Genomic DNA, 1,378 nt, shown 5'->3' with positions numbered 1-1,378 from the left:
GCTATACGGGTTCTTCCTCTGCCGGCTTTTCGTCCACCGGTACGGGTTGCGCCTGTGCGGGTACGGGCTCGTCCTCCGGGCGGCGGTACATCCGGGTCGCCGTGATCTCGCCGTGCACCGGCTCGGAGTCCGGGTCCTCCTTCGGCAGTCCGGGCCGCAGGTGCTCCTCCACGCTGATGTACTTCAGGCCCGCGCGCAGATCCGCGTCGTTGCGGAGCCGGATGACCAGCGGGAACTCGGCCAGCGCCGTGGTGTCGAACAGGCCCGTGGTATAGAGCAGCTGAACGCCGAGCGCGTCCGCGACGGCCCGCTGGAGCTCCAGCAGATACGTGGCGTTGGCGCGGCCGATCGGATTGTCCAGGAAGAGCGTGCCCGCGTGCCGCTGCTTGTCGCGGCCCCGGTCGTTGCTGCGCAGCGCCGCCATCGTGCAGTACAGCGCGATGGCCGCGGTCAGCAGCTGTCCGCCGGAGAACACATCGCCCATCTGCCCGACCGGGACCCGCTCGGCGCGCAGCACCGCGTCCGGCTTGAGGATCTCCACGGCCACGCCGCGCGGCTGGAGGGCGGCGCTCACGCCGCGCAGCAGCAGCGACATCCCGTCGCGGCGCAGGTCGGAGTTCTTCTTCACCGCCGAGCGGGTCGCGTCGTCGATGACCTCGCCGAGCCGCTCGCTGAGCGTGGCCTGGTCCGGCTCCTCGAAGCGGATGCGCAGGAATTCCTGGCCCGACCACTCCCCCAGCCCCTCGGGCAGCCGGGACAGCCGCTGCGCGGAGCGCAGGGTGGTCAGCGAGGACTCGACCAGGCCGCGCAGCCGGTCGACGATGCTGCCGCGGTTGCGCTCCAGCTGCTCCAGCTCGTCGGTGAGCACGCGCAGCCGGGGCGCGAAGGCGTCCGCCCAGGCCGCGGCGTGCTCCGGCAGGGCGGCGGCGGGCAGCTCCCGGATCTGCTGGCGGGCGGGGGTGCGCACCTGCTCGTACCGGGTGGAGTTGGCGTGCCGCACCAGCACGTCGCTCGCCTCGCGGACCGCCGACTCGGCGGCCGACAGGTCGCTCGCGCAGCCGCGCAGCGAGCGGCGGGACTCGGCCGCGGACTGCCGGGCCTCCTCCAGGTTCCCGGCGTACGGCTCGCTCTGCTCGCCCTCCGCGTCGGCGTCGCCGTCGGCCGCCCGCTGGTTGTCGCGGAGCAGGTCGCGCAGCATGGCCGCGGTCTCGTCGAAGCCGCCGGCGGCGTCCTCGGCGGTGCGGTGGGCGCGCAGCAGCTCGCCGTGCGCGGCGCGGGCGGCCTCCAGGGCGTCGCTGCGGGCCGCGAGTTCGCCGGTGGCGGTGCGCAGCAGCTCCTTGGCCTGCCCGGCGTTGGCGGGGACCAGCTCGTCGGGGAG

The 1,378-nt window shown here is 74.4% G+C and carries 1 pseudogene; it reads right to left on the bottom strand.

Going from position 1 to position 1,378, the window contains the following annotated elements:
- Position 1: 1 nt before the first annotated feature.
- Positions 2 to 1,378, bottom strand: a pseudogene (locus tag ACFU99_RS43735) (hypothetical protein); the annotation flags it as partial.

The organism is Streptomyces sp. NPDC057654 (assembly GCF_042800135.1).
GTDB lineage: Bacteria > Actinomycetota > Actinomycetes > Streptomycetales > Streptomycetaceae > Streptomyces.
Note: the sequence above shows the minus strand (reverse complement) of the source record. Positions and strands in the feature narration are given on the sequence as shown.